The following is a 19,712-nucleotide window of genomic DNA, read 5'->3' on the forward strand; positions in this document are numbered from 1 at the left end:
GCTACGCGACTTCTTCTGAGCCCAACGCGAGCATGCCCTGCCCCGAATGAAGTAAGTGACGGGGGCCATGCAGCTTCTGCGTCATTCAAACGGCTGTAGCGCCTCGGCCGCCGCAGCGCCGTTCCAGCCGGCTCATGCTGTCCACGGTGACGCGGCGGTTGTTCTCGATCCGAATCACGCCGTCCATTCTCAGGCTGGTCAGCTGACGGCTCACGGTCTCGTTTGTGATTCCAAGGAAATCAGAAATGTCGGCACGCGTCATCGGCAGCTCGAAGCACGTCGAGCTAGCCGTCGGGTCAACATTGGAGTCGATGTTCCGGGCAATCATGAGGAGAAAGCTCGCCACCTTCTCTGGTGCGGTCTTGCGCCCCAGAGTCACCATCCATTCGCGTGCCTCGTCAAGTTCGTTCAGCGCCTGCTTGAGCAGGCGATGCACAAATTCGGGTGACTGCTTCATCATCCGTTCGATGGCCGCTCTGGGAAACGAGCATAGCGAGACAGCTGTTGCCGCTTCCGCATTGATCGCACTTTTCATCTTGAAGGGCCGACCCAGAAAATCCGGGGCGAACTGCAGGCCGACAATCTGTTGGCGTCCATCTGACAGGCTCTTCGTGAGCTTCACCACGCCTGAAAGCACGTTCGAATAACAGTCGACCGCCTCGGCGTCGCCGATCAGTTCGACCCCCGGCTCGATATTGTGCCGCGACGACGTCTTGGCGAGCTGAGCCAAATGGTCTGGCTCTAGCGCGCCACAGACACCGCGGCGCCGTGCCTCGCAAGACAGGCAAAGAACGGGGATGCCGGAACTGTGAATATCCTGCCGTAATGTCATTCGATCGCTCTACCGGTCCGTGCGGGCAGGATAGCATCCACGGTAGAAAAATCCTTGCGGCAGTTTGTCCGTGCTGAAGGTTGATCGAAATCAGGGCTTAGGCTCATCCAAGCATCCACAGTTCGGGCGACGCAAACACGGTGGACCACGACATGCGACAAAAGCTAGTTGCCAGATTTGGCGAGAACGTCCCGCGCTACACGAGCTACCCGACCGCGCCGCATTTCAATGCAAGCGTTGACGCTACCGTTTGTCGTGGCTGGCTACAGCGGCTCGACGAGGGCGACGAAATCTCGCTCTATCTGCACATCCCATACTGCGACAAGCTTTGCTGGTTCTGTGCCTGCCATACCAAGCAGACACGCCATTACGAACCGGTGACCACATATCTGCGCTCACTGCATGCCGAGATCGCCACCGTCGCCAGTCTTGTTGGAGGCAAAGGTCGTGTGCGTGCCGTCCATTTCGGCGGTGGTTCGCCGACGATGCTCAAGCCCGAAGATATGGTGGCGCTGGGAACCGCCCTGCGCAACAGCTTCGGCTTTCTTCCCGGCGCCACGATCAGCGTTGAAATCGAACCCAACGATATGGACGATGCCCGCCTCGATGCGCTTGCCGAAATCGGCATGACCCGTGCGAGCCTCGGCGTTCAGGATTTCGATCCGAAGGTGCAAAAGGCGATCAACCGCGAGCAGAGCTTCCTGCAGACCAAGACGGTCGTCGACGGCGTTCGTTCGCGCGGCGTCGAATCGGTCAATCTGGACCTGCTCTACGGTCTGCCGCACCAGACCAGGGAAAGCGTCGCTTCTACGGTCACGCAGGCACTGACCCTGGAACCGGATCGGATCGCACTGTTTGGCTACGCGCATGTACCGTGGTTCAAGAAACATCAGACGATGATCGACGAGGCCTGGTTGCCGGGTCCCGCGGAGCGCTTTGCCCAGTCGCAACTGGCTGCACAGGCGATTGTAGACAATGGATACGAGGCAATCGGGCTCGACCATTTCGCCAAACCCGGCGATGCCCTGGCCCTTGCCGCCCGCACCGGGACTTTGCACCGGAACTTTCAGGGCTACACGGACGATTGCTGCGAAATCTTGATCGGGCTCGGCCCGTCATCCATTAGCCAGTTTCGGCAAGGCTATGCGCAGAACATGCCTTCAACCAGCGAATATAGACGCATGGTTGATGACGGCGGGCTGGCCGCTGTTCGGGGTATCGCACTTTCCAACGACGACCGCGTTCGCGGCTGGATCATCGAACGTTTGATGTGCGACTTCGCCTTCTCGGCCATCGATCTGGTGGAACGCTTCGGCGAGGCCGGCCAGAGGCTCCTCCTTCAGTCAAGTTCCATGGCCCTCCACGATCCGGTTCGATTGCTTGAACTTGATGGCGACAGATTCGTTGTGCCGGCTGAAAGTCGCCCTTTCGTCCGAAGCATCGCGGCCAGGTTCGACAAATATTTCGAAGCTGGAACGGCCAGGCACTCGGCGGCAGTCTGAGCACTCAGAGGAACGGTCATGCCTCTCAGTCGATCACCGCGGTACGTTTGTTGATCGGCGACCGTCTATCGAGACAAGATTCTGAGCGGACCAGACGCGTCTTGGCGCAGCGACGATATCGTCCGCTCGAGCCCTGTCTGTCGGATCATGGTTGTCGGCGACAGCTCCCTTCGACCTGAACCACCCGTTCACCCGAATTCTGCCGGCGCAGTTCCAGTGGAAAGGGCCTGGGCTAGACGGCTCTCTTGTTACCCCAGAGCACAACGTGCAGCTGCGGCAGCACGCGGGCCTCGAACCATCTGTCGCGGGTCACGCTGTCAACCAGCCACTCCATGCGCTTCAATATTCCGTCAAGGTCGACAGGCGCGTCATCATTTGTGGGGTGTGGCGGCGTGTGATTGCCGGGCTGCAGATAGATCGGAAGTTGCGGAAATTGCGCAGCGGCGTCTTTCGCGTAGGCGTAGTCCCTTTCGTCGAAAACAATGAGCTTGAGCACGATTTGGGGCTTGCCTTGTGCCGCCTGGAGGCACGCCTCGACAGCGGCCCAATCTGTCGTCATTCGGCTTGACGGCGGCTTTGGGCTGAGGATCAGCACGTCAAGCTGCGCAAACCAGTCCCTGGCAAGCGACCCTTGGGTTTCCAGCGCAAAACGGTAACCGTCACCATGGCCCCGGTCGATGAGCGCGCCGAGCGGCTGGATGGCCGGATTGCCGCCTGATAGCGACACCATCAGCGGGCGGCCACCGGAAAGGGCAAGCACATTTTTCCACACCGCCCCAACGGACATCATCTCCCATTCATGGCGGAATTGATTGTCCACAGCATGGAGGCTGTCGCACCAGGAACAGCGATAGTCACACCCGCCGGTTCTGACGAAGATCGTCGGCAAACCTATGAGCACGCCCTCGCCCTGGATCGTCGGCCCGAAAATCTCGCTAACGCGGATTGCGGGATGAGTATTCGTCATGGCCGGTATTCCGCCCAGGTTTTCGGCGTTTCGCTCACCCGCACGGCCGCGGTTTCGCTCAGGCGTGCCTTGCACCAGTCGTAGAAATGTCTGGCCAGATATTCCGCCGTGACTTGCTCGTGTCCCAGCACGTCGTTGAGATGCCGGTGGTCGAAGCTCTCGTCGATGTAGCGTTTGAATGGCGCCAAGTCGTGGTAGTCGCGCACGAAGCCGTGATCGTCCAGTCCATCCGCTGAAAGCTCCACTTCGACGATGTAGTTATGTCCGTGCAGGCGCGCGCATTGGTGATCGGGTGGCAATGAGGTGAGCTGATGCGAGGCTGAGAAGTGGAATTCCTTGGTGATGCGGAACATTACGCGGTGGTCCTTCGCAGCGCTCCGAGCCAGAAGTCGGAGTCCTCATACTCGGTTGGGTCCGGGTGCCCAGCGATGTGAAACGCCTCACGCCGCTCGACGCAGGTCCCGCACCTCCCGCAATGACGCTCGGTGCCCTTGTAACAGGACCAGGTCTGCGCAAACGGCGTGCCGTATGTGGCTCCATCCGTAACAATGTCCGCCTTCGTCAGGTTCACATAGGGTGCATAAAGGCGAATCTGCGCGTAGCCGTCGAGCGCGTGGTCCTGCATCATCTGGAAAGCGTCGATGAAGGCCGGACGGCAATCGGGATAGACAACGTGATCCCCACCATGCACGGCCGTCGCCACTGCGTCAGCGTCTTGCGCTGCGGCGAGGCCGAAGGCAATGGCCAACATGATGGCGTTCCGGTTGGGCACCACCGTTATCTTCATCGTGTCTTCGGCATAGTGCCCGTCGGGCACGTCCACATTGTCGGTCAGCGCGGAGCCGGAAAGGTCGCCGCCGATCTCGTGGATATCGATGATTCGCTGCGGGACACTCAGGCGCGCCGCGCAAAGGGTGGCGAAGCCCAATTCCTTCCTATGCCGTTGGCCGTAATCGAACGATAGCAGGCCGGTCAGCTGGTGCTCCGCTGCCACCTTGTGGGCAAGAGTAACGGAATCCAATCCGCCGGAGCAGACGACGAGAGTCTTCATCGTTGGGTCCTTGTTTTAACCGGGTAGGCTGCGACCGGAGATTTCTGCGCTCCAGTACTTCAGGAAAACCATTTTGTGAAGTGAACGGAGACCAATTCGTGCGCTTGCGTGCGATGCGCAAAAAGCCTTCGCGGTGAGCTGCAAGGACACGGACTGACGAGACGTCACCCTTCAGCGGAATGCTCAAAGTCGAACGCTTCTCGGGGACAAAGTTCTCGACGAGCAGAGCCTGTCGGTCCCGAGCGCCGAGCGACGCCATTGCAACGGTTTCGGAGTACAAAGCCGAGATGGGCTTGCCGCAAACAGCTCACTTACCAGGGATGTTCAGCGATGCCGAAATCCAGATATCGGGGTGGATTATGAGATCAATTGTCGCGACAGCTTTGGCTGGCCTGCTCGTCGCGCTTCGTAGATGCAGCGCATTCCACGTCAGGATCATTTTGATGAGCACGCCCTCAATGGATAACCGGCGAACCCTGAATAACCGGTCGTGAGCCGACATCTGTGAACAAGCGGTGTGGTCGATTGCAATCACCCATGTCTTGCGCACAGGTACCTTATGGCAGTGGATGAACTGAACTTGATGGTTTTACAGATGGCAGTCGAAAGCGTCCGCTCGCTCTCGTTGAGCTTCGCTGAAAAAGCCGCCGAGATAGCCACCAGGAGCCGCGGCAGCCTGCTTTTCAACGTGCGGATCGACGGTGACGCGCAGGTCCAGCGGGTCGCAGCCATCCGATATCACGGCGGCCAATTCGGCGTGCTGGCGTTAGACGGACACGGCCTAGTTACCCACTATTGCATCGTTAACGGTATGTTCTCACATTACATTGCGGCCTTGGAGAGCTGGCACAGGATGCCCCTGTCGATGCAGGCCAAGATGGATGCCAACGGCAATGCCCGTCTCTTCGTAGCGGCGTTGCGGGATGCCGGACATATGCTGGGCACCTAGCATTTGGCCAGAGTGCATCTCTGAATTTGCAAGTGCATCACTGCGATGGCGCCGGCATGATCGTCATGCTCGAAAAGGGCTGCGGCGGCCGCGGCAAAGCGGTCGCCGCGATAATGGTGTCAACGGCGTTGCATCGATGCGAGCGTTTAGAACAGAGGTCTCCTCCTGGCATCGAGCGCATGCAAGGAGCTACGCAAGCGCAAATGTATCAAGTATTTTGAAGGGACGACCCCTCATGCATACTTAGCTGCGATGCTCGGGCGGCATAAGCCTCGTTGCCATCTAGCCGCCTTGATGCACGGCGATAAGCTTTTGACGGCCTGAAGCGACGCTGTGGTCGCCGTTGCGGTGCTTTTCCAGGCGCCTCGTCAGGCTCCGGCGTGATGGCAGGCGGGGGACGAAGCGGATATCGCCACCGTGGGCGCCGACCTCGACCCGCGCGATGATGCGCTCGACGCGGCTCCAACTAGCGGCGCCGTCAACGAACTTCTTGAACCTGCGGACCTTGCCTCTCTTGGCCGACGCTTCGAAGCGTGCTGTCGTGCTGGCCTCCAGATCCGCCACATGCTTGCGCAGGGTCGTGGTGGGCGCGAGGCCAAAGATGAAGTCGACGCGCAGCACCAGTCGATGACCTGGGTTGCAATAATGGCTATCCCCGCGGAGCAGGATTCGAATGTTCGGCCAGTTGATCCGGATCGCCCGCACCAGACGGCGCAGGTGGGGGCGGATCTCAGCCCCACTCGGCCGCTTGGCCGGTCGCAGGATCGCGCTGACGAACCGTCCCGCACCATCGAACACGACGATCGGCTGGAAGCCGTACTCGTCATGGTGGGCATTGAACAGGCGAAGCTGTTGGCCTCCGTGCACAGCGTCGAAGGTGTCGTCAATGTCGAGTACGATCCGCTTCGGCACTTGCCGGAACGAGGCGCAATAGAGATCGACCATCGCCCGTCCCATCGCGACCAGCTCCCGCACCCCGGGTAGGTTCTCCAGCCGGCACAGCGTCGATTGCGACGCCAGATCCCGACCCTACGGCAGCGCATCCTGGGCCATCTTGAAGACCGGATCGCGGCGCAGCCGGTTGGCGTCGTTGCCGTCCTCGTAGCCGGCGCCGATCATCTTCATGCGAAAGTCGATCATGTCCGCGAGGCTGTGGACGACCTGGTCCGGGCAGCGCGGATCGTCGATGCAACGCGCCAGACGCTCGGCCACCCGCAACCGCTTTTCCACCTCGGCCAAGGCCAGAACGCCGCTGTTGGACGACAGCATGCCGCCGTCGAAACGGGCGACGACGGACTAGCCGCCGACTGATGACAAACCGCTCAGCGGCAGCGCAAGATCGTTCATGGTGGGTGTGGTCTCCGGGAAATTTCGGATCGGCTTAAGCAACCAAATCCTACGTCATTTCAACGGGCTTGCGCCACATCCACCAACCCCCATGAATTTGGTTAGGTTGATGCTGCGTGCCGCCGCCGTGAGGCCGCGCTCGCTAAGCAGCGCGTCGAGAACGACGAGAAGATTCAGATCGAGCCCTTTGAAACGCATGTCTTAGCTATCCATAGCGTGGATGAATTTGATTGAAACAAACGATTTTACCAATTTTCCGGAATGTCGCATGGACCTGGCAGGACCTCACGTGCGCCGATCACTGCCTCTATCGCGTGGCGAGTCCCTTGAGAAGAGCCCGAAAGAGGAAATCTGTCGCGTGCGGTGGAGATTGTACTGGGAATGAGAGGCAGCGCTCCAAATCATGTCGAACTCTCCGACGAATGGCGACCGGTACATAGTTGATCGCAACTGGTCCGGAGCTATGAAACATCTCGATTACATATGAGGTGCCGAGTGAATACGCTGACAGCACCCACCGTCGCAGCGTTTAGCTGACGTTTGACGACGGTTCCTATCCATTTACACGCAGATTCTTGATGTGCTGGCGCAAAAGCGGGAGGCCGGCGACTTTTCTTCGTCATCGGGCTGACGCCGCAGAAGCCGGAACTCGTCCGGTTCCTATGGGCATTGGGCTTGGTCGGCGCTCAGGCTCTATGAGGGGCAATTTTGGCAACGCGACGCGACTCGGGTTTTGAACGACGCCGAAAACGCAAGCTGGAAAGGAACAAGATGGCAGATCAACTCGCCAACGAAATAATCGCAATGATCAAGAAGCGCGCCGCGTCGGAGGGCGGCATAGCGCCTGCCACGGGCGGCGAAATAACGGCTGCCACGGGACTGACTTCGCTCGGTATCGATTCACTGGGATTGGCGGACGTTCTCTGGGACCTGGAGCAGGCCTACGGCATCGAGATCGAGATGAATACGGCCGAGGCATGGTCGGATCTCCAGAATGTTGGGGGCATGGTGGAAGCCGTGCGCAGCTTGCTCCCTACGGGGGTGTGAATGGACAGGCGCGTCGTGATTACTGGGATTGGCGGGATTTGCGGGCTTGGAACCAACGCCGCCGCCATTTGGACAGAGATGCGAGAAGGCCGCTCCGCCATCGGCCCAATCGTCAACTCCGAGTTCCATGAATTGAGGGTCAGGATCGGTGCCGAGATCAAGGCCCTGCCGGAGCATGACATCGACAGCAAGCAACTCATCTCCATGGACCGCTTCAGCCTGCTCGCTGTGCTTGCGGCGCGCGAAGCCATGCGTCAGGCCGGACTTTCCTCCAAAGAGGGAAATAGCTATCGCTTCGGTGCGACGGTGGGCGTTGGCGGCTGCGGGTGGGATGCGATCGAGCAAACCTACCGCGCCATCCTTCTGGGCGGTAAGCGTGCCGCTCTCTTGACTGTACCCAAGGCAATGCCGGGTGCCGCTGCCGGCCAGGTCAGCATGAGTCTCGGCCTGCGCGGGCCGGTCTTCGGCGTCACGTCCGCCTGTTCCTCGGCAAACCATGCGATTGCCTGCGCGGTGGACCAGATCAGGCTCGGCCGGGCCGACGTGATGCTTGCCGGCGGCAGCGAAGCGCCGCTCATATGGGGTGTGCTGAAGGCATGGGAAGCGATCCGCGTGCTTTCGCCCGATACTTGCCGGCCATTCTCGGCCGATCGCCAGGGCCTGTCGCTTGGTGAAGGCGCCGGCATGGCGGTGCTGGAAAGCTACGAGCATGCCTTGGCTCGGGGCGCCACCATCCTTGCCGAAATTGCCGGTGTCGGCCTTTCCGCCGATGCGTCCGGCATCGTCGCGCCGACTGTCGAGGGGCCGGAGGCAGCAATGCGGGCCTGCCTTGCCGATGCCAGGCTGGACGCCGAGGATGTCGACTATCTCAACGCGCACGGCACCGGCACCAAGGCCAACGACCAGATCGAGACGGCGGCGATCAAGCGCGTCTTCGGTCAGCACGCCTTCTCAATGTCCATTTCTTCTACCAAGTCCATGCACGCGCATTGCCTCGGCGCGTCCGGCGCGCTCGAGTTGATCGCCTGCGTGATGGCTATCCGCGAGAGCGTCGTCCCGCCGACTGCCAATTATCGTGAGCTGGACCCCGATTGCGATCTCGACGTCACGCCCAATGTGGCACGCGAGCGCAAGGTGCGCGTGGCACTGAGCAACTCCTTCGCCTTTGGCGGCACGAACGCGGTTCTGGCGTTCAGGCAGGTGTAGAAGCCATGAAAGATGCTTCCGGCAACATTATCTCTCGCATCCAGATGCTTGCCGGATAACCTTGTGAAGGGCGGGTCATTGACCGCCTCGGCGAATGCGGGAAGTGGCAGCGGAAGATCGAGGATCCGGGGGTATCGTCTTTGCGAAATTCTTAACTGTTGAACCGGCTTGGACGTATCGCCGCCCCGTAAAAGGTAAGCGAGGCCATGCGGGCTCGGCTTGAGGGTCTGAAGCTGTACACGACAATGTCTGGAAGCCGCAGGGTCGGCTCTGCGCCCGTTATAGTCGCCTGAGTGCTGCCGGCCCGGCCGCGCCGCGGGCGCCGTCAATGAGCTCCTTGAACATGCGGACCTTGCCTCTCTTGGCCGACGCTTCCAGGCGTGCTGTCGTGCTGGCCTCCAGATCCGCCACATGCTTGCGCAGGGTCGTGGTGGGCGCGAGGCCAAAGATGAAGTCGACGCGCAGCACCAGTCGATGACCTGGGTTGCAATAATGGCTATCCCCGCGGAGCAGGATTCGAATGTTCGGCCAGTTGATCCGGATCGCCCGCACCAGACGGCGCAGGTGGGGCGGATCTCAGCCCCACTCGGCCGCTTGGCCGGTCGCAGGATCGCGCTGACGAACCGTCCCGCACCATCGAACACGACGATCGGCTGGAAGCCGTACTCGTATGGTGGGCATTGAACAGGCGAAGCTGTTGGCCTCCGTGCACAGCGTCGAAGGTGTCGCCAATGTCGAGTACGATCCGCTTCGGCACTTCCCGGAACGAGGCGCAATAGAGATCGACCATCGCCCGTCCCATCGCGACCAGCTCCCGCACCCCGGGTAGGTTCTCCAGCCGGCACAGCGTCGATTGCGACGCCAGATCCCGACCCGACGGCAGCGCATCCTGGGCCATCTTGAAGACCGGATCGCGGCGCAGCCGGTTGGCGTCGTTGCCGTCCTCGTAGCCGGCGCCGATCATCTTCATGCGAAAGTCGATCATGTCCGCCAGGCTGTGGACGACCTGGTCCGGGCAGCGCGGATCGTCGATGCAACGCGCCAGACGCTCGGCCACCCGCAACCGCTTTTCCACCTCGGCCAAGGCCAGAACGCCGCTGTTGGACGACAGCATGCCGCCGTCGAAACGGGCGACGACGGACTAGCCGCCGACTGATGACAAACCGCTCAGCGGCAGCGCAAGATCGTTCATGGTGGGTGTGGTCTCCGGGAAATTTCGGATCGGCTTAAGCAACCAAATCCTACGTCATTTCAACGGGCTTGCGCCACATCCACCAACCCCCATGAATTTTTCAGGCTGGCAGAGAGGGTGCTTGCGGTGCACTCACTGACACGAGATCGCAAATGGAGGCGCGTGACCACCAGAACTGGCGACACCCATGGTGGTCCGCTGGACCCGCAGGAGGAACCACAAGGTGTCAGCGGGCAGAGCGCAAGCGAGTGCCTACTTCGATCTTTCTAGAAGCGCGCCGGCAGCCTGGGCGGGGGCTTGGGGGTCAGACTGCCGGCGCACGCCACTCACGAAGAGCGGCCCCTTTTCGTGGTTCGAACGCCCATAGTCAACCGGAAACGTCAGGATGCCCGCCATGTTACTTTCAGAGCGGCGCGACTTCGCCATGGTGGACGATTCAGCCTAGGACTAGCCACTCTCGTAGGCCGAGTTGATGCTCAAGCCAGCATCGCCTTGCCGAACTAGGAAGAGTTCGCCGTTAGTCCTTCGTCGCGAGCCGATGCCGTCGGGCACGTTTCGTAGCACTCCGGGCGGCTATATCGCTTTGTTGTTCGGCGAGCTGCGCCAGAAGGCATCGCATCAAATCGAATCAAGCGTCGACATCAGCCGCAAGCTTCACATCACAACAGCTAGTCCACCCATTGCAGATCATCCGACTGTTCAGGCGGCGTCCGAAATGTCCAACTCCGACTCAAGAATTCCCACAGGTATGGAAAGCGATTTCGCTATCCGATCCCGATAGCCCTTGCTGTACCTCAGACCTCGCTCGATGTTTTGGATTTCCTCAGCGGCCAGCCCGCACGCGACGGCCAGGTCGTCGATCGAATATCCGAGGTGCTCGCGATAAGCGCGGACGATGTGGGTTCCCTGGGACATAGCCGTCAAGACTGGTTCGGGAATGCGCGAATCCTTCATAAACATCTCCAAGAACTGGGAGCTCCCTCGGAGATTCCTCCCGAGGCGCACACCTAGCAAATAAAAAAAATGGTCGTCCATTCGGCCGAACCGGCCTCATGCATGGGATGGGCCGCTGAATTGGCCGGGCCGGAATATGGCGGCTCACCTGCTTCTGATCAAGTATCAAGACTGCCCGTGCTGAGAGCCTGGTCGGCGTAGCGCATGCGACCTGCGATCCTTCGTGGACCATTCTCGCCGATGGCTTTCTTGAACAGCAACTCGAACTTTCGGCACGGACACTGCTTCCTTCGGCAATCTCCACCGGCGAGGCAGCGAAAGACCCGCTCGTAACCGCTACCGAGTTTCGCAATTGCAGCAAACAATGGTCATCTGGTTTCATCCGGGCTTCGGATCCAGACAAGGGGTACCGCTTTCCTGGAGGCGCATCGCCACCTGTACAGGTTCACAATCATTCGACCGTGACCGATTTTGCGAGATTGCGCGGCTGGTCTACATCCGTCCCCATGAAGAGCGCCGTGTGGTAGGCTAGAAGCTGTATCGGGAGCGAGAAGATCATTGGCGCGATAATCTCGTCGACAACCGGCAGCACGAGCGTGTGCATGGTTTCGAGTTTCGATACGGCTGCCCCTTTTTCATCGGTGATGAGGATAATCCGCCCTCCACGGGCAGCCACTTCCTGCATGTTGGAAATGGTCTTGTCGAAAAGACGGTCATGGGGCGCGATGACGATCACCGGCATGTTCTCGTCTATCAAGGCGATCGGCCCGTGCTTCAATTCACCCGCTGCATAGCCCTCGGCATGGATGTAGGAAATCTCCTTGAGCTTCAGCGCACCTTCCATCGCTAGCGGGAAACTGGTGCCACGGCCGAGATACAGGACGTCACGACACTTTGACAGTTCGCGCGACAAGAACTCGATTTCCGGCTGGATGCTCTCGAGTACGTGGCCCATCACGCGCGGCAATTCGGCGAGGCTCCTGACGAGCTCCTGCAGCTCGTCTTCGGGGACCGTCCCGCGGGCTCTGGCGGCGCCGATGGCGAGTGCTGCTAGAACGGCAAGCTGGCAGGTAAAAGCCTTGGTAGAGGCGACGCCGATCTCCGGTCCGGCAAGGATCGGGAAAACCGTATCGGCCTCGCGAGCGATGGTCGATTCGCAGGCATTGACGATAGCGCCAATTTTCAGCCCACGCTCCTTGCAGTACCTCAATGACGCAAGCGTATCGGCGGTTTCGCCGGACTGCGAGATGAAAAGAGCTGCCGACTGCGGCGGCAACGGGATCTCGCGGTAACGGAATTCGGACGCAACGTCGATTTCAACCGTCAGGCGCGCATAGCGCTCGAACCAGTATTTTCCGATCAGTCCGGCGAAATAGGCGGTTCCGCAGGCAGAGATCGCCAAGCTCGGGACCTTGGCGAAATCAATGCCAGGAACCATGTCGCGACTGTCTATGATGTTAATGTAATGACGGAGAGCATGGGCGATGACCTCGGGCTGCTCGTAAATCTCCTTCTCCATGAAGTGGCGATGGTTGCCCTTGTTGGCCAGATCGGCCGCGGCCGTGGAGATATGGAGCGGACGCTCGACGGGACGGCCGTCGACATCGAAGATATGGGCGCCCGAATTGCCGACAACGGCCCAGTCGCCGTCGATGAGATAGGTAATTTCATTGGTGAAGGGAGCAAGGGCGATCGCGTCGGAGCCCAGGAACATCTCGCCGTCGCCGTGACCGATCGCGAGCGGTGGCCCGTTGCGCGCCGCCGTGATGGTCGACGGTTCATCTTCGAAGAGGATGGCAAGCGCATAGGCGCCCTTGACGCGTTTCAGCATGGCACGCGTGGCCTCTTGCGGCCTCATGCCCTCTCGGCGGTATCTTGCCAAGAGATGCCCAACGACCTCGGTGTCGGTGTCGGTCTGGAACTCGGCGCCATCCGCCGCCAATTCGTCCTTCAGCTCGGTGAAGTTCTCGATGATGCCGTTATGGACTACGGCGACACCGTCGCTAAAGTGCGGGTGCGCATTGCGTTCGGTCGAGGCCCCGTGGGTTGCCCAACGCGTGTGGCCGATGCCGACGTTGCCGCTCAGCGGCTCTTCCTTCAGTCGCCTCTCGAGGTTGACGAGCTTGCCCTCGGCGCGCCGGCGGTGCAAGGCACCCTCGATGATCGTCGCAACGCCGGCGGAATCATAGCCGCGATATTCCAAACCCTTCAACGCGCCGATCAACCGATCCGACACCGGCTGTTGCCCAACGATGCCAACAATCCCGCACATGTTCGTCTCCGCATCTTTGCGGGCAGCACCAGCCCACGCGAGACGGATACCCGTCCGGCCGCTCTAAGTGGCGGCCTTGTAGTAGAATTCCATGATATTGGTAAAATTGATTGTTGTGATAACTACCATCCACCCGATGGATAGGTCGGCCGCTGTGGAGCCACGACCCAAACTTCTATTCGCGCCTGACGCTCTTATGAGGATCGCAAACTCACACCCGCGGCAGGATCACGGCCTCGGAAAGGCCAGGAGGCCTTGGACAGTGGACGGACGACGGGCCTGCGGCCCCTTGTCAGGCAGTCGGCATCTAGGAGCATGGTGCCGCCGACTTGGGCATCGGCGATGGTCTGTCTTGGCGACAGCCTGAGTTCGCTTCAGGACCGTCGTCGTCTCGCGCGGCTGCCGGTGTCAGTTGACGATAACAAATGTCCGCCGGGGGCGAGCGCCTCGCGCACGGCACGTGCCAGCCGCGGTCGGTCCGGGACGCTGTCGAAGGCGTTGGCCGTGAAGACTCACGGGGCGTGACACCAGAGTAGCGAGTTCGTAGCGCGTAGCCGGCGACGAATTCGCAATTGGTCGCGCCGGCGCCGGTCAGCCGGCGCTGCGCGGCCTCCAGCTGGTCGGCGTAGTGCGACGACATGGCGGGTGATCGTGGCGATCGGCACAGCCGCCCCGCAACAGAGGTCGACCACCTCCATGCCCGGCTTCAGCCCGGTTGTCGCAAGCGCCATCTTCGCTGCAGTCGCGCTTGTCATGCTGCTCTTTCCTGGCCTTTGCAAGAACACGAACCTCGGCTTCGGTCGGAATGGCAATGTGGCGAAGGGCGACCCGATCTGCGTCAAGCTCATCGCCAGGGAAGAGGCGAATGATGAGCAGCCCCACTATCGCCTGATCACCACCGGCGGCCGCCGATGTTCCCAGCATTCGCGTTCCAAGGTCGGCATGTCGTGCTCCTCGCTGGCATAGCCGAGGCAGAAATAGCCGATCAGCGTCCATTCGGGCGGCGTGTCGAGAATTTCGGCCATCTCGGTCGCATCGAGGATCGACACCCAGCCCATGCCGATGCCCTCCGCCCGCGCCGCCACCCACAGTGTGTGCACTGCCATGACGGCCGAATAGTCGATGGTCGCCGCCATGGTCATGCGACCGAGCCCATGGCCTTGTCGGGTCGTGCGGTCGGCGAAGACCGCGAATTGACAGGGCGCCTCGTCGAGCCCGGCAAGCTTCAGCCGGGCATAGAGTGCGGCGCGCTCTCCCGAAAAGCGCGTGAGCGCCTCGGCATTGCAGCGCTCGAAGCAGTCTCTCACGGCAGTGCGCCGCTTGAGGCTCTCGACTACTACGAAGCGCCAGGGCTGGCTGAGGCCAACGGAGGGCGCAATGCTGGCGAGCTCGAGCAGGCGTTCCAGCGTACCCTCTGGCAGAGCCGTCGGCTCGAAGCGCCGCACATCCCTGCGCCAGCGCAGCAGCGTGATCAGTTCGGAGCGAAAATCGTCGGTGAAATCTGGAGGTGACGGCATGGCGGTCTCGTTAGGTATGGATTGGCATTAGGGAGTACAGTGTGGACAGCCTCTGCCTATTGCCAAGCTGGCTTGTTGCGTCCGACAATCGCGTCATGCGACCCCAACCGCAAACGATAGAAAAATCTTTCCTGGTGGGCGGCGCTATTACGATGCAATCGACCAAGCCAGTTTCGATCAGCTCGCACCGCGGTGAATCGTGTACCAGGCCGTTGCTAAATGCGCCATTGACACTCAGGCGCACCCGTATCGCTCACAGGCCTCGGAATGCAGAGAACGTCGGCCTGGAACGCGGAGACGGCGACAGGCATCTCAGCTTGCATATGGTCGTTCCTGCCGCACCGCCTGCAACTCAGTTTGCTTCCGACCACGTCGGCCTCGACGTCCCCGAAGATTCCCCAGGTCATTCGGCAGATACCATCGTCTGTCGTCATAGCGCCGCAGCGGACAGCACCAGCTGCCCAGTTTCATTTGGTGCATCGCTGAGCTTCCAGTCGCCACCGCAATTTCGTCTTCCACCAGCGTCAGGCATGACCCAAATTGGAGCTCATCCCTCTCACAGTCGATTCGCGCTTGAACTATATGTTCTACTTTCGTTCACTGTTCGGACGACACATTAGAAAGAGCTGGAATGGAATCTATCATCAGCCCTCGACAGCCGCCAAAGGTGGCCGCTGTTCAAGCCCGCCGAAAAATTTGGATGCCGTTCACAAGGGGAGAGCATTGGTGGGACCATGCCGGCACCATCTACCTCTTTGTTCTTCTCGGGGAACATCGCCCGGGCCAGTGGTCTCAATCGTGACCGGAGAGTAAAAATAACTGACGCGCATCAGGGCTCGCGCATGTGGAACGAGATGAGCATCCCAGTTACTGGCACATTCTACAATCAGCTACCAATTGACAAAACGTAAGGCAGGAGACGGTTGAGACGTGGAAGGTGTTCGACCGTCGTACCGCAGAGTCGCCATAAGTCGCATTTACGAGGCCCTAATATTTGATGCAAATGGCTGGGAACGTTGCTCACCCTCAACTCGGAGGTGACCGTTACCATCAACAGCGGATGGGCTGGTGCCGTCATGAAGTTGGAGGGCGACTTGCCTCCTCTAGCCGTTTTCGCAACCTATTCCGTCGCCGTCTCGGTCAAGATCATAGATATCGGTGCCCACGACAGAGACCGGCCCGTGTACGTATGCGGGACCATTGCCCTTTCCGGAGGAACAGTCGACATCGCTGGCGATTGGAACACAGGCGCCTGTGTAGTTAGGGTCGCAGGATTCTTGGCTATGAGCGCTGCTGATGAAGGACGCCAGACCCAGAGCGACCGCGCCTAGACGATGAAACCGCATCAAACACCCGCCAGCCAACACCCAAGAAATCTTAGCGGGCATTTTAGCTCCATGCAATATTAGCGCTGGCTTGGGCGCCTATATATCACCACCAAGCTCCAAAGAGATAAGTTATTGCCCCACTGCAATGATCAAGATCGCGTTGAGGGTCGCGCGATGGCGGGCTACTTGATTTCGGTTTGGCAGATGCGCGGCCAAAGACCGACGCGTGCTGCCAGGCATATGCATCTGCGGCGGGGTTTGACTTTGATATTGCGAGGCAGGAAGGTCGCTTGCTGTACAGAGGAGCTTATTGCCGAGGTCGAGAATCTTAGTGCCGATCGATGGTAGTGCATCCACATCAGTCTGATTTTCGACAGCCGTCGTCGAGCCGGAGTGCGCATCTCCCTCTGCGGTGAGGCCTCCGTAAGCGTCTGCGACGACCGACAGAGTCGACAACCACGCGCTTCGTTCAGCCCCCCGAGGTGATCATGGCTGAAAGCGGTCCTACAAGGGCGGGCGATGTTAGCCGTCAAGGCCGACAAAAGGCAAACGCTGTGGGATCGTGTGCAGGGCGAGGTCGGCGTCCCGGTCCCGAAGGAGCATAAGAAGGACAAGGCGGAATGGCTGAAGCCGGGACTGGTCGGCCGGGGTCAGGAGGTCGAAGAGCGAAGAGAAGCTGCGCCACGCAAGGCTACCGGATTTCTGGGAGGATAACCAAAGAGCGCGGTCAGTCTTGGGTATATTGTACGATTGTTACCCAAGGGGCGGCCGGCATGGAACTCTCATCCTCGTGGAGCTAGGGTTGTGCTATGGCACAGCCCTTTCAATCCGCCCCAGTGAGAGCTTCATATCAGCTGATCGTGGACCACTATGAGACAGCGGTTTCACTCCAGGAGCGCATTGTAACTCGCGTTCGACAACGCAATTTGTCAACGAAAGGTGATGACGAATTTCTGGAGCATCTGAATGCCGCGTTAGAGCGGGTGCGCCAAAGCTTGGCTCGGGCCGATTAACGTAATTGATTAAAAAATGGGACATCCGCGGTCGGCAGGCATACAGTGTGCCATCGACGGCAACTCTAAGGGCGTCCGTCGGCTGTGAGCGATCAACATGCTTCCGCCCCAATAGGGAGAGGGAGCTATGACAGACTCCAGTTCACAAACTCACACTGCCGCGCAACGCGACACCGGCCAAAATTCGATCTATCGCAATTCGCTGCTGCTACGAATGTGCTCGGCAGATTTGGCATTGCTGCAACCTCATTTCGAAAGCGTCTCCCTTGGGCTGAAGACGCATCTCGAAGTGGCGGGGTCACCAATCAGCACCGTGTACTTCTTCGAGAGCGGTCTCGGGTCAGTGGTGGGCGAGCTGCGGCCTGGTATCGAAGCTGAGATCGGAATCATTGGTTGTGAGGGCATGACCGGCTCAGCGCTTATCATGGGCGATGACCGGTCAACGCACGATTGTTACGTCCAATTAGAAGCCCGAGCCTTTGTTATCGACGCGGGCCTCTTCACCAAGGCGCTTCTGACAAGCCCAACCTTGCGAACCTTTCTGCTCCGCTACGTTCACTACTTTCACCTCCAGGCAAGCTTCACCGCGCTCAGCAATGCCCGGATGAACATAGTCGACAGGCTCTCAAGATGGCTGGTGATGTGTGATGATCGCGTCGACGGGAACAGCTTTGCGATTACGCACGAGTTCTTATCAGTTATGCTCGGTGTCAGGCGGCCCGGCGTCACCATAGCGCTGCAAACCTTGGAGGGCCAAGGTCTGATACGCTCAATGCGAGGAGAGGTAGTCATTCTTGATCGCGCGCGTCTAATTGCGCTGGCAGATGGGTCATATGGCAGGGCTGAAGCCGAATACGCTCGGCTAGTCGGCAAACTGCATTGATCGCAGGCGCCGCGGCGTCCGTAGCGCCGCGACGGTGATCGCCAACGAATGTGCTCGACAGGAGATGGTCGATCTCCTGCATTGGAGTCACGTAAGCCGCCTAGACAGAGCCTTCACCGCCGACGTTGCCGAGCATCGGGATCCAAGACGAAGCTGTCATGCCGGCACCGCTGCATGCGCCCCGCGAGGAACAAACCGCCCCTTGCCTTCGTTCAGGATCCCGAAGCACGATACGGCTGTGCACCACCTTCCGGCCACTCAAAGGAGACCCGAGACGACTTGGTCCGTAAAGGAGGTTTTCGAAGAGCATCTGAGGCTTCGCGCGGCAGGCGATATCGAGGAGGATCTCTTGGGCGCACTGCCATCTAACCTCGATTAAACAGGCACTGATGCGCTGGCTGGAGCAATGGCGAGACTCATTGCACCAGCCAAGTTCAGGGCATGTGCAGACAACCGCTTTTGGCCCGGAACAGATCGATTGGCGGCATAGCCTTATCTTTCCCTCACAACGGGAAGGCTGTTTCGGGACTTTTCGAAATCAGCGGATCACAGGCTCGCCATGGAAGCGGCGGCGCGATGGAGGAGAAACGCCGAAGCCAACTTCCATCATCAGCCGTGGCCTGTGCGACGGCACGGTGCCCATATGGAACCCGAACGGATCCTCGACGAAACCGAAACCGGCCTTGCCGGTCAGCGTGACCGGACTCTGCTTGCCGTAGACGTCCAGAATCTCTTGCGCTGGATGGCCGACGACAAGCGTGAATTGGTGCTTGAGGGCGCGGCGATCATGGCTGCCGCGAACATAGATATGCGGGCCGGTCCCCTCGTCGACGGGCACCAGATAGAAAAAGAACTTCAGCATCCGCCAGTCGTCCAGGTCGAAGTGGTATTTGCCGAGCGAAGCCAGGTTCTTGTCCGCGTCCGACGCCTGGCCGGTCGGGAAGCTCCACCAGACGCGCGTCGTGATCAGCGTCGCCTGGCCGCCGAGATAGTGCGCCGCGATATCCATGAGCAGCGGATCGTTTTGGATGGCAACGGCCGACTTACAGCCCAGAATGCGCTCGAAATAATGGCCGCTGAGCAACGGACGGCCAAATCGCGCCTCAGCCTCCGCATGCTCCGCCGGCATGAACTCGAGTCGGCGATCGAAATTGCCGAAACAAGGTGTGCACCTGGCGAATGCGGCTACATCTTCAGCCACCATTGCAGGCAGGACAAGGCCGGGAAAAAGCCCATCCATCCGCAGCGCGTCGACAACGTCGTGGCAATTGACACCGGCAAACATCGTGTCCTGGGCTCTTTGCGGCCTTCGGACCGGCTTTGCACCACGCCAGTGCATTCTCCGTGCCGGCATGGTGCGCGCCAACATGAACATGGGCAGCCACGCCGGGTTCTCGCGAATATCCGACAGGTAGGTCGGAATGCGTACGGCTATGCGACGCAGCATGCTGCCGTTTCGCGCGATTGTCTCAAGGCTTGCAGCGCCGGCTTTGTCGGAGTTCATAACGGTCATCGGGGTCCTCAGGTCATGAATGCACTTATCGACGAAGTTGGGTCCCGGTGTTTCGCCGAAACCCGATTCGCCGCGGAAGAACTAGGCGCTTGCCACGTTTTGTGCAACGCACCATTGCAGTGAGAAAATGGAGGTTGCG

The 19,712-nt window shown here is 59.9% G+C and carries 13 protein-coding genes and 3 pseudogenes; 5 read left to right on the forward strand and 11 right to left on the reverse strand.

All coding sequences use genetic code 11. The features are described 5' to 3' along the window. Positions 1-85: 85 nt before the first annotated feature. Entirely contained in the window at positions 86-832 is a 747-nt protein-coding gene (locus NL532_RS29425; protein WP_023708062.1) for a Crp/Fnr family transcriptional regulator, read from the reverse strand. 152 nt (positions 833-984) lie between these two features. Between NL532_RS29425 and hemN the strand changes: the two genes are divergently transcribed. Further along, positions 985-2,334 (forward strand): oxygen-independent coproporphyrinogen III oxidase, encoded by a 1,350-nt coding sequence (gene hemN, locus NL532_RS29430; protein ID WP_023694870.1) that lies wholly within the window; start codon positions 985-987, stop codon positions 2,332-2,334. 232 nt (positions 2,335-2,566) lie between these two features. Here the strand turns inward: hemN and queE are convergent, their stop codons facing one another. Genes queE through queC form a run of 3 tightly spaced genes read right to left on the reverse strand, consistent with a single transcriptional unit; the run spans position 2,567 to position 4,352 of the window. Further along, positions 2,567-3,301, reverse strand: coding sequence for a 7-carboxy-7-deazaguanine synthase QueE (queE, locus tag NL532_RS29435; RefSeq protein WP_023830268.1), 735 nt, complete (start codon positions 3,299-3,301; stop codon positions 2,567-2,569). Then, complete coding sequence (gene queD, locus NL532_RS29440; RefSeq protein WP_023673552.1) at positions 3,298-3,654, reverse strand: 6-carboxytetrahydropterin synthase QueD; 357 nt, start codon at positions 3,652-3,654, stop codon at positions 3,298-3,300. Before queD ends, queE begins: the two co-directional genes overlap by 4 nt. Next, positions 3,654-4,352 carry a 7-cyano-7-deazaguanine synthase QueC gene (gene queC, locus NL532_RS29445; protein WP_023673551.1) on the reverse strand — a complete coding sequence of 233 codons (699 nt, stop codon included), beginning with the start codon at positions 4,350-4,352 and terminating at the stop codon, positions 3,654-3,656. The genes queD and queC overlap by 1 nt, the downstream gene beginning before the upstream one ends. Positions 4,353-4,911: 559 nt before the next feature. Between queC and NL532_RS29450 the strand changes: the two genes are divergently transcribed. Beyond that, on the forward strand, positions 4,912-5,301 hold the full coding sequence (locus NL532_RS29450; protein WP_023673549.1) for a hypothetical protein: 390 nt from the start codon (positions 4,912-4,914) through the stop codon (positions 5,299-5,301). Positions 5,302-5,697: 396 nt separating this feature from the next. Here the strand turns inward: NL532_RS29450 and NL532_RS29455 are convergent. After that, positions 5,698-6,648 (reverse strand): annotated as a pseudogene (locus NL532_RS29455) (IS1380 family transposase); the annotation flags it as partial. A 96-nt stretch (positions 6,649-6,744) separates the two neighbouring features. After that, positions 6,745-6,846, reverse strand: a pseudogene (locus tag NL532_RS29460) (LysR family transcriptional regulator); the annotation flags it as partial. A gap of 573 nt (positions 6,847-7,419) precedes the next feature. Between NL532_RS29460 and NL532_RS29465 the strand changes: the two are divergent. Both NL532_RS29465 and NL532_RS29470 read left to right on the forward strand, forming a co-directional pair. Further along, entirely contained in the window at positions 7,420-7,695 is a 276-nt protein-coding gene (locus NL532_RS29465) for an acyl carrier protein (RefSeq protein ID WP_023673543.1), read from the forward strand. Beyond that, complete coding sequence (locus tag NL532_RS29470) at positions 7,696-8,901, forward strand: beta-ketoacyl-[acyl-carrier-protein] synthase family protein (RefSeq protein WP_023707447.1); 1,206 nt, start codon at positions 7,696-7,698, stop codon at positions 8,899-8,901. A gap of 318 nt (positions 8,902-9,219) precedes the next feature. Here NL532_RS29470 and NL532_RS29475 read toward each other — a convergent pair. From NL532_RS29475 to bluB, 4 genes and pseudogenes are all read right to left on the reverse strand, one after another. After that, positions 9,220-10,093, reverse strand: a pseudogene (locus tag NL532_RS29475) (IS1380 family transposase); the annotation flags it as partial. 699 nt (positions 10,094-10,792) lie between these two features. After that, entirely contained in the window at positions 10,793-11,047 is a 255-nt protein-coding gene (locus NL532_RS29480; protein ID WP_031197535.1) for a helix-turn-helix domain-containing protein, read from the reverse strand. A gap of 451 nt (positions 11,048-11,498) precedes the next feature. Continuing rightward, positions 11,499-13,319, reverse strand: coding sequence for a glutamine--fructose-6-phosphate transaminase (isomerizing) (gene glmS, locus NL532_RS29485; protein WP_031203595.1), 1,821 nt, complete (start codon positions 13,317-13,319; stop codon positions 11,499-11,501). A gap of 881 nt (positions 13,320-14,200) precedes the next feature. Then, positions 14,201-14,836 carry a 5,6-dimethylbenzimidazole synthase gene (bluB, locus tag NL532_RS29490; protein ID WP_023694898.1) on the reverse strand — a complete coding sequence of 212 codons (636 nt, stop codon included), beginning with the start codon at positions 14,834-14,836 and terminating at the stop codon, positions 14,201-14,203. Between the two features lie 2,468 nt (positions 14,837-17,304). Here bluB and NL532_RS29495 point away from each other — a divergent pair. Further along, positions 17,305-18,060: a Crp/Fnr family transcriptional regulator gene (locus tag NL532_RS29495; RefSeq protein WP_023731597.1), complete on the forward strand. Its 756-nt coding sequence runs from the start codon at positions 17,305-17,307 to the stop codon at positions 18,058-18,060. 538 nt (positions 18,061-18,598) lie between these two features. Here NL532_RS29495 and NL532_RS29500 read toward each other — a convergent pair. Beyond that, positions 18,599-19,573 carry a hypothetical protein gene (locus NL532_RS29500; protein ID WP_023708080.1) on the reverse strand — a complete coding sequence of 325 codons (975 nt, stop codon included), beginning with the start codon at positions 19,571-19,573 and terminating at the stop codon, positions 18,599-18,601. Between the last annotated feature and the right edge of the window lie 139 nt (positions 19,574-19,712).

Origin of the sequence: Mesorhizobium sp. C120A, from assembly GCF_030323105.1 — a bacterium.
Lineage (GTDB): Bacteria > Pseudomonadota > Alphaproteobacteria > Rhizobiales > Rhizobiaceae > Mesorhizobium.

Coding starts and splice junctions, on each gene's coding strand:
- NL532_RS29425 (WP_023708062.1), bottom strand. CDS start 832: ATGACATTACGGCAGGATATTCACAGTTCCGGCATCCCCGTTCTTTGC.
- hemN (WP_023694870.1), top strand. CDS start 985: ATGCGACAAAAGCTAGTTGCCAGATTTGGCGAGAACGTCCCGCGCTAC.
- queE (WP_023830268.1), bottom strand. CDS start 3,301: ATGACGAATACTCATCCCGCAATCCGCGTTAGCGAGATTTTCGGGCCG.
- queD (WP_023673552.1), bottom strand. CDS start 3,654: ATGTTCCGCATCACCAAGGAATTCCACTTCTCAGCCTCGCATCAGCTC.
- queC (WP_023673551.1), bottom strand. CDS start 4,352: ATGAAGACTCTCGTCGTCTGCTCCGGCGGATTGGATTCCGTTACTCTT.
- NL532_RS29450 (WP_023673549.1), top strand. CDS start 4,912: ATGGCAGTGGATGAACTGAACTTGATGGTTTTACAGATGGCAGTCGAA.
- NL532_RS29465 (WP_023673543.1), top strand. CDS start 7,420: ATGGCAGATCAACTCGCCAACGAAATAATCGCAATGATCAAGAAGCGC.
- NL532_RS29470 (WP_023707447.1), top strand. CDS start 7,696: ATGGACAGGCGCGTCGTGATTACTGGGATTGGCGGGATTTGCGGGCTT.
- NL532_RS29480 (WP_031197535.1), bottom strand. CDS start 11,047: ATGAAGGATTCGCGCATTCCCGAACCAGTCTTGACGGCTATGTCCCAG.
- glmS (WP_031203595.1), bottom strand. CDS start 13,319: ATGTGCGGGATTGTTGGCATCGTTGGGCAACAGCCGGTGTCGGATCGG.
- bluB (WP_023694898.1), bottom strand. CDS start 14,836: ATGCCGTCACCTCCAGATTTCACCGACGATTTTCGCTCCGAACTGATC.
- NL532_RS29495 (WP_023731597.1), top strand. CDS start 17,305: ATGACAGACTCCAGTTCACAAACTCACACTGCCGCGCAACGCGACACC.
- NL532_RS29500 (WP_023708080.1), bottom strand. CDS start 19,573: ATGACCGTTATGAACTCCGACAAAGCCGGCGCTGCAAGCCTTGAGACA.